The organism is Tenacibaculum sp. M341, assembly GCF_004337695.1.
Taxonomy (GTDB): domain Bacteria; phylum Bacteroidota; class Bacteroidia; order Flavobacteriales; family Flavobacteriaceae; genus Polaribacter.
Map to the genome: position 1 here is coordinate 26,435 of NZ_SJXJ01000032.1, position 9,263 is coordinate 35,697.

The 9,263-nt window shown below is 30.0% G+C and carries 8 protein-coding genes; 3 read left to right on the top strand and 5 right to left on the bottom strand.

Annotated elements, in window-relative coordinates; genetic code table 11:
* The first annotated feature begins 45 nt into the window (after positions 1-45).
* A complete protein-coding gene (locus tag EYW44_RS20875; protein ID WP_373681081.1) occupies positions 46-606 on the top strand; it encodes a 1-acyl-sn-glycerol-3-phosphate acyltransferase in 561 nt (186 codons plus the stop codon).
* Between the two features lie 68 nt (positions 607-674).
* The gene (locus tag EYW44_RS20880) at positions 675-2,255 is read left to right on the top strand and encodes a tail fiber protein (protein WP_132727457.1); all 1,581 of its coding nucleotides are present in this window, start codon (positions 675-677) and stop codon (positions 2,253-2,255) included.
* A 68-nt stretch (positions 2,256-2,323) separates the two neighbouring features.
* Here the strand turns inward: EYW44_RS20880 and EYW44_RS20885 are convergent, their stop codons facing one another.
* Positions 2,324-2,974, bottom strand: coding sequence for a hypothetical protein (locus EYW44_RS20885; RefSeq protein ID WP_132727460.1), 651 nt, complete (start codon positions 2,972-2,974; stop codon positions 2,324-2,326).
* A gap of 224 nt (positions 2,975-3,198) precedes the next feature.
* On the opposite strand from EYW44_RS20885, the gene EYW44_RS20890 reads away from it, so the two are divergent.
* Entirely contained in the window at positions 3,199-3,717 is a 519-nt protein-coding gene (locus EYW44_RS20890) for a DinB family protein (protein ID WP_132727463.1), read from the top strand.
* Here the strand turns inward: EYW44_RS20890 and EYW44_RS20895 are convergent.
* From EYW44_RS20895 to EYW44_RS22370, 4 genes are all read right to left on the bottom strand, one after another.
* Positions 3,688-4,839, bottom strand: coding sequence for a gliding motility-associated C-terminal domain-containing protein (locus EYW44_RS20895; protein WP_132727466.1), 1,152 nt, complete (start codon positions 4,837-4,839; stop codon positions 3,688-3,690). The genes EYW44_RS20890 and EYW44_RS20895 overlap by 30 nt on opposite strands.
* Positions 4,840-5,287: 448 nt before the next feature.
* On the bottom strand, positions 5,288-6,814 hold the full coding sequence (locus EYW44_RS20900) for a PA14 domain-containing protein (RefSeq protein ID WP_165872290.1): 1,527 nt from the start codon (positions 6,812-6,814) through the stop codon (positions 5,288-5,290).
* Positions 6,815-6,825: 11 nt separating this feature from the next.
* Positions 6,826-8,376: a hypothetical protein gene (locus EYW44_RS20905; RefSeq protein ID WP_132727471.1), complete on the bottom strand. Its 1,551-nt coding sequence runs from the start codon at positions 8,374-8,376 to the stop codon at positions 6,826-6,828.
* A gap of 18 nt (positions 8,377-8,394) precedes the next feature.
* Positions 8,395-9,263: hypothetical protein (locus tag EYW44_RS22370; RefSeq protein WP_165872291.1), on the bottom strand; the 869-nt coding region annotated here is incomplete at its 5' end.

The window sequence follows — 9,263 nt, forward strand, 5'->3', positions numbered from 1 at the left end:
TAAAGTAAAATTAAAACGGTAAATTTACCACTTTAAAATCTATTGATGATACATGTAATTTCTAAATTTATTTTTCATAAAATCTTAGGATGGAAAATTGAAGGAAGCTTTCGAGGCGATATAAAAAAATATGTTTTAATAGGAGCTCCCCATACTAGTTGGAAAGATTTTCCAATTGCTATTTTAACAAGAAATATAATCCAAATTCCTATTGATTTTGTTGGTAAGGCTTCATTATTTAAGCCACCATTTGGTTTTATTTATAGAAAATTAGGAGGTACACCAGTTGATAGAACGAAAAGTAACAATTTTGTAGATGCTATTATTAATATTTATAATGAAAAAGAAGAGTTTCGATTAGGAATTTCTCCTGAAGGAACTAGAAAATATGTAGAGAAATGGAAAACAGGTTTTTATTACATAGCAAAAGGAGCAAATGTGCCAATAGTAATGTTTGCTTTCGATTTTAAAAACAAAACAATAAAGGTAAATGAACCTTTTTACCCGACAGATAATAAAGAAAAAGATTTTGAATATTTTCTAAATTTTTACAAGGATATTGGTCCTGCAATACCAGAACAGTTTAACAATAAAAACCTGCTTTAAGCAGGTTTTGTTATTTTGAATAAATTCCTATATTCGCACCTTTATTAGGTTGATTTAAAAATAAATATATGAAAACAAAAATTGCATCTATTGCCCTTTTAGGGCTTGCATTTGCTATGAATGCTCAAGAACCAATTGTAAGAAACGATTCAGAAGCTAGTTATCCGAGTGTAACATCTAGAGGAGACATTTTTCAATTATACAGAAATGTAAATAACACATTAGAACTTGGTGTAGCAGGTAAAACAAATACTAGACGTTCTTGGATTTTATCTAGGCATAGTGATATTAGTGGGGCTTATGGAAAATATTATAGTACGCTACATTTACAGCCAGATACAGGAGATAAATCCCAGTATAAAGGTGTTGCTATAGGTTATGGTGCAGGTACTCACGTTACAACAGGTACACATTTAGCAATTAATGGAAATGTTGGTATAGGTACTGTAGCTCCTATAACAGGGTTACATATTGATACATCGAATGGAGGCTTTCCATCTGCATCATATAATAATACAGTTCAAAAATCTGGTTTTGCTATTTCCTCTGTTGATGGAATAGGTACTCAAACTAAGCTATTTATGGGGATTGGAGATTATAAAACGGCTTGGTTACAAGTTCAAAATTCCGATAACCAGGAATATGACATGTCTATAAACCCTTTAGGAGGTAATGTAGGTATAGGAACTACTTCACCTTCTGAAAAACTTGATGTAAACGGTAGGATAGTTGGTAGTTCTTTGTCTTTAAAAAGTAGTAATATAACACCTTCTGTAAATAATTTTTCTAATAGATTACAATTTACAGGAGGAGCTCACGGTGCTTTAGTTTTTCACCCCGGCGGAACTGATGAGTTAATGTTCGGTTTTCATACCAATGGTAACTTTTATTGGGGAACAGGTAGATCTGCAACAAAAAAAGATTATTATTCAATGACATTAAACGGTCAGACAGGAGAGTTAAGTCCAAGATCAATTAATTTAACAGGAGGAACAGTAACAAATGGTTGGAGAACAACAAATTTTAATTGGGCAGGTCATAGCTTAGTTTTCGGAAGTAAACCAGGTGTTTATGCACATAATGTTATAGAAATGAAACCAGGAGGAGCTGATCAAGGAGAATTAATATCGTTATTTAAAATGCATCATGCAAAATCTAAAACGGAACATGATCTAAGAGTAAATATTGATTCTAGGACAAATAAGTATACTTATTTTGATGTAGGAAATGTTGGGATAGGAACTAGAAATCCAGATTCAAAACTAGCTGTAAATGGAACCATTCACTCAAAAGAAGTAAAAGTAGATTTAGTAGGATGGCCAGATTATGTTTTTGTAGATGATTATAAGTTACCTAGTTTAAAAGAGGTAGAGAATCATATTAAAGAAAACGGGTATTTGAAGAATATTCCTTCAGCAAAAGAAGTTGAGAAAAATGGTATAATGTTAGGAGAAATGAATAAAAAGTTACTTGAGAAAATTGAGGAGCTAACATTATATACGATTCAACAAGAAAAGGAGATTCAAAAATTAAAAAAACAAGAATCTAGTCTACAAAAATCTCAATCAGATAATGATAAGTTATTATCAATTATAGAAAAATTAGAGAATAGGTTAGAAAAAGTTGAGAATTTATTAGAAAAAAAATAAATTTAATACTGATTTTAAATAGAAAAGAGAATTTAACTATATGGCTAAATTCTCTTTTTTTTATTGAACTACTTTCTATTTCTTCTTATATGTTTTCTGTAAGCTTTCTTTTTTACTTTTCTTCGTTTTATAATTTGAGCTTTTTTAGATGTATTATTTCTAGCTCTAGATTTGTAATAATAAAAGTTTTTATCCTCTCTAATTTTGTAATAGTTTCTTTTAAATGAATTTCTGTAGAAAAAAGCATCATCAAATTCATAAACATTATTGAAACTTGAGTTAATAGAACAATTATCATCATTATGGTAATATCTATCTCTCTTAACACGTCCTTTAAAATAAGGATTTCCCCATCTATCATATGAAATAAATAAATTACCAACCTTAACCAACTGTCCGAATCTGTAATTCATGTATACATTACCAATTCTTTTAACATTACCTCTGTGATCGTAATTGATAAATACATTACCAATTCTTCTTACTTTTCCTCTACGATCTCTTTTAATTTTTATTCCGTAATTGTTATAATTTCTACGAGTATTAAAATCAAAATCACCATTAAAAAAAATGTGAAATTTTATTCCTCGTTCAAAAAAGGTAACAGCATCGTTGTAACGATTGTGAACCCCAATTTTTTCTGTATTGGTACTTTTAGCATTAACTAATGTTATTGACATGAATACCGCACTTACTAATAAAATTAAATGTTTTCTCATAATTTCTAAGTTTTAGGGTTTTGCTTACTCTAAATATGCTTTTCAGCTTCCGCATTTGTATTCAATAAAACCAAATAGCATGCCAAAAAAGAATAAATCATTTTGTACATATTTCTCGTTCAACCAAAACTTCATTTAATTAAGCTGTTTATACTTATAACTATTAATATGGATTATTCGTTTTTTTTATTTTTTTTTTGAAAAATAATTATGATTTTTGGATAATGATAGATGCAATAGAACTAAATTTAAAAAGAGGGATTAATTTATTAGAGACTATTTCTGACGATCAATATAGTGATTGTTCTGTTCCTCCTTATTATTCTAGTATAGGTAATAACATGAGACATATTTTAGATATATTTTCATGTATTTTCAAAGGAATTGAGGTAGGTGTTATTGATTTTTCTAATAGAGAAAGAAATGAGTTAGCTCAACAAAAAACTGCATCAGGTATTGAGTATTTTAATAATATTTTAAAAGAATTAGAAGCTATTAAAAATACAGATTTAGATGTATTGATTAAAGTTTCTGATGATTTAGGTAATGGAAAAGTAATAACTAATTATACGTTAGGGGCGGCATTAGCACAAGCACATAGTCATGCTATTCATCACTATTCTAGTATTGGTTTTATTATGAGTCATTTGGGGATTGAATTAATAGATCCTGCATTTGGTTACAATCCAACAACTCCAAAGTTAAAAACAAAATTATCTGCTAATGTAAACCCAACCAGTTAATTTTCTATCTAATTGTTCATTACCAAAGTTTAAAACATAAAAATATGTTCCTGCTGGTAATTTTTCATTTTTATTGACAGTAGCTCTACCTTCAGAAATACCAACCCAATCATTATTGTAGCTTTCTACTTCTAAAACTGAATTACCCCATCTGTTAAAAATGGTAAGTGTGTTTCTTTTAAATTGCTCTAAACCTTCAAATACTAAAGCATCATTTGTACTATCATCATTAGGAGACATTAAAATGTTAACATCATCACCTAAATCTCCTTTAGGAACAACTGATCCTATAGTAATAATATCGAAATCATCAGGAACAAATGTTGAAGAAGTAAGTCTACCAGAAGTACTATTACCGCTGATATCATTTCCACCTAAATCAAACCATCTGTTTTGACCTTTATTCCACCCAACAACAGTTAATCTAGATAAGTCTTCAGAAATAGATTCAATATCACTATCAGCATCCCATGTTAAAGTAACTGTGGTTTCAGTATTACCATCTAAATCCCAAAACTCTAAATTGCTAATATTTTCAAGAAATATTTGTTTGTTCTCAGTATCAAAATCAGTATTAAAAGTAGTTGGCGAATTAGGATCTTCAAAGAAGTATGCTCCATTAAAATACGTTTCAGAGTTTTGATTTGGAACTATCATTGGTCTGAATCTGTCATCATCACCAATAGGAAATGTAAACTCTTCACTACCTAATACAGAAGCATAACCATCTGTGTGTCTGAAATCATCTTCACCCACATAAAAATCATGATTAATAAAATCTAGAGATACATTTACATTATCACGTGGAGTAAGTACTTTACCATTCACAAATTCTAATTCATTAGTGACACCTACTGAAGTTTCAAGTTGTAAATCATCTATAGCGTCAATTTCAACATTGTTAAAAACAGCTCTATTGTTTCCAGAAATTACTCTAGCTCCTGAATCGCTGTAAAAACCAGTAAAACCTTGATTATTTTCGAATTGACCGTCATTGATCATATCTGTGTGAAAACCTACTTCTGCTTCTGAGTGCATTTGGATGTTACCAAAATTTTTGAAAGAAGTTTGGGCATTGATAGCCCCCACCATTAATAATGATGCATATATAATATTTTTCATATTCGCCCCCGAATTATTTTAAAACTTACATTACAAAACTTACAAATTAATTGTTTTCATTTTAGGGATCAACTACCATAGGGATAAGTATTTGAAAATTAAACAATTAATGTAGTGCAAATATAACACGTTTATTTAAATTAATACATAATACTATGTTTATATTTAAGACACATATTTTCGATATAAGTCACTTTTTATCAGTTAAATAGTGTGTTTTTTTTATCTAATGTCTCTAAAATACATTATTTTCATTATTAGTCGTGTTTTTTATCTTTCCTTACAAATTTTAATTTATGTTAAATGTTGTAAATGATTGAATTTTAATAAAATAAAAATATTTTGTATTGCTAGAGTTGATTTATTGATTGTAATTTTGAGATTTGCTTTAGCACATGATAGAGGAAAAGTGTTATTTGATTGCTTTTTTTTAATAAGAATGTTCTTTTTATTTAATAGAAAATTGATTTGCTTGTATAACACTATTTACAGTATATCCATCTGGGTTTGCACCCCAAGTAAATTGCATAAAGTCGCCTCCTGCATTTTCATAATACCAAAACTCAATTTTATGTTCTCCTTTGGCTAAATTAATAGTAGCAGATCTAGTTGTTGCTCCCTGATCAAACCAATTCTCTAAAACTAATACATCATCTATATATATTCTTGTTCCATCATCAGACCTACCATTAAATGTAAAATCACCTGTATTGTTTACATTGAGTGTACCTTTATATAGTAAAATATACCCTTGTGTGTCAGGTGCAATAGTTCCTCTAGATGTATCATTTAAGTCTGTGTTAGTAATTCCTTGACTTGTAGATTGTCCTAATGAACGAACATTATCAATATTAGGTTGAGTTGTATTAGCTATATTCCAAGTATAATATTGTAAACCTGGATCACTAATTTCTTTTCTGTTTATTTGTTGCCAATTTGTCCCATCACTTTGTAACCATAAAATTTTTCCATTAAAACTGGTTAAGTTATTGTTATCAGAATCTACATAATTGGATAATGTTAAATTGTTTCCAGAGGAATTTTTAATAACATAAACTCTACCTGTACAAGTATTCGCTGCAGGCAAAGTAATTGTGACAGCTGAAGTAACTAGAATTGTATGATGATCTTCAGTTAATGTTAAATTAGCAGATACTGTTTCTATAGATTTAGAAATAGATCCTTGAACTTGTAAAGTTGAATTAGCAATGTTAAATCCCGCTTGAGATTCATTATAAGTTGGATCAACAGCAACATAATTAGGATTGATATTTATACCGAATCTAGTTTTTGCATCAGCAACATTAGCATGACCTTGAACTCTAAAAAGTTCTCTGTAAGATTGATTTCTATAATCAAAACGTTTAAAACTAATTGGTTCAGCGCCATCATCAGCAATAATTATATCTAACCTTCCATTATTGGTATTACCACCAGAACCTATTTCAAAAAAATCAGTTCCTCCAGAACTACCTTTTAATCTAAAACTACCATTAGGAGTTGTAAAAAACATTGGCTTGTAAAAATTAGCACCAGCTGCAGCAAATTGTAAAGCAGAAATAGTGCCATTTCCATTTAAATGTACTAAGGGTTGATCAACGTCATCATAATCTAAAAATGTTTGGTCTAAATTCAATGTTCCTCTTCTTCCAAATTCAAGCATAGGTGTATTATTTGAACGAATTTCCATTTTTACGTCGTCTATAGTACCTAAAAAATTAGCGTTTGTAGTTCCTGTATTTCCATTAATTAACCAATTATTAGAACTGGTTGATATCCAGTTAGTACCATCAAACATATAAATACCTCTTTCTGCAATATTATAAACAATAGAACCAGTATTTGCACCAGTTACAGAATTCATTTCAGTACTATTAGCCACAGTAGGTACCCCCATAACAGAATCTGCATCTATTTGAGAAAAAACTAATTGAAAGCTAATAAAAAAGAAATAAAAAAGAGCTTTTGTTTTCATCTTCATCTAGATTAATTAATTTTTTTGATAGTCATTCCGCTAGCATTACCATTGATAACCACGTTTAGAGTAGTTAAATTTATACCTCTTATTTTAATCCCGTAACTTTGAAATTGATTTAAATTTAAAAGAACGGTTCTTGAAGCATTAGCATATCTTGCAGCTGAATTAGCTCCAGGAAGTGTCACAATTGCACCAGTATTTGCTATAGGGTTATTATTTTCACAAACCACAACTTCAAATGAAGGTCTATTAAAGTTTGAAGCTTTAAGAATTGAAACTGAATATGATATTTCATATAAACCAGCTTCTGTTATCTGAACTTGACTGTTATTAATATTATTTACTGAACCATTTGAAACTCTAACAGAATTTAAAGGAATTAAAGTTCCATTCGTATTAAATCCATTTACAGATAAAGTTGAATTACCATTGTTAAATTTATCAATGTAAGTTAATGTAGAACTTCCTCCTCCTGATGATCCATTATTTTCATTACTCATTTGATGCCAATTAGTACCATCACTTTGAATTGATAAGGTACTATTTCCAGCAACTGAATTAGTATTGTTATTTGATAAGTTAAGGTAATTTGAAATATTTATATTGTTACTTGTTACATTCTTTAAAATATACTCTCTACCCAAACACGTATTAGCATTAGGAAGAGTAATCGTATGATTACCGTTTATTATAATTGAATAATGGTCTTCAGTTAATGTTAAATTACCAGTTGTGGTAGTAATTGATTTAGAAACTGAACCCTGAACTTGTAAAGTAGAGTTTGCTATATTATATCCTGAAGGGGATTGATTATAGTTAGGGTCAACTGCAACATAATTTGGATTAATATTAATTCCAAATCTAGTTTTGGCATCTGGAACATCTGCATGTCCTTGAACCCTAAATAATTCTCTATAGGATTGGTTTCTGTAATCAAATCGCTTGAAGCTAATTGGTTCTGCACCATCATCACCTATAATTACATCTAGTTGTCCATTGTTGCCATCACCAGAAGAACCTATCTCAAACAGATCTGTCCCTCCAGAACTACCTTTTAGTCTAAAGCTACCATTAGTAGTTGTAAAAAACATTGGTTTATAAAAACTAGCACCAGCTGCAGCAAATTGTAAAGCCGAAATAGTTCCATTTCCATTTAAATGTACTAAGGGCTGATTAACATCATTATAGTCTAAGAATGTTTGGTCTAAATTTAGAGTTCCTCTTCTACCAAATTCAAGCATAGGTAAATTATTTGAACGAATTTCCATTTTTACATCGTCTATAGTACCTAAAAAATTGGAGCTAGTAGTACCATTATTCCCATTAATTAACCAATTGTTAGAACTAGTAGATATCCAATTAGTGCCATCAAACATAAAAATACCACGCTGAGCTATATTGTATACTACTGATCCTGTATTGGCACCAGTTACAGAATTCATTTCTGTATTATCTGTAACTGTAGGCAATCCCATAACAGAATCAGCATCTATTTGTGAAAATATATCAGAACTAGAAAAAATAGATAATATTAAAATTATATAGATTTTTCGTATCATTTCTTTTGCTTTAATATCTTATGGTAATTTTATAACTGTAAACATAAAGTCTAAATCGATATCATCTCCTTGTGAAGTTCCGTTATCGCTATCTTTAATATTTACCTTAAAACCATTGACAGTTTGATCGTAATATGTAATACCTGGATCATCATAATTTGCATTAGTATTACCTGGACAATTTCCACCACAATCAGGAATTGTTAACTGAATAATATAGTTTGTATTAGTAAGTGCAGTAGTGAAAGTTACTTGGTAATCACCTTCAGTTCCACCACCACCATTATTAGTAGTTAATTTAGTAATTGTTGCATTATAAATAGCACCAGGATTTGTAGTACCATCTGCATTTACTTTTCCTGCTGAATAAATAACTGGACCAGCAAAATAAGCACCACCATTTGCTCCAACTTTAATATTGTTGTCAGCTTCAGCTGCAACAACTTGAGCAGTACTAGTAGTTCCTGTTTCATCAGTAAAAGTTATTTCACCAGTAGCAGAAGGATCTGTAGTACTAGGAGTATCGTCTTGAGATAAAGAAGTTACTGTTTCATTAATGTTAGTTACTGTTCCATTTTCAGAGGTATGCGTAGCAATTGTGTTTGCATCACTTGATCCTACTTCTGTATCTGTATTACCAGTAGCTTGAGTTGTAGTAGTAATAGATTCTTGTATAGTGCTTACAGTTGCATTTGCAGTGTGAGTAGCAATAGTTCTTCCTGACAATCCTCCAACAGGTGAATTTGTAGTTACAGTTGAAGCTAAAGAAGAAAGATCTACAATTAAAGGTGCAGCTCCGTCATTTTCTAAAGATATCGATAACTGATTGTTTGTTGTATTAAATGTAAACTGATCTACAGTTTGATCATCTGAACCTAAAGCGGTAA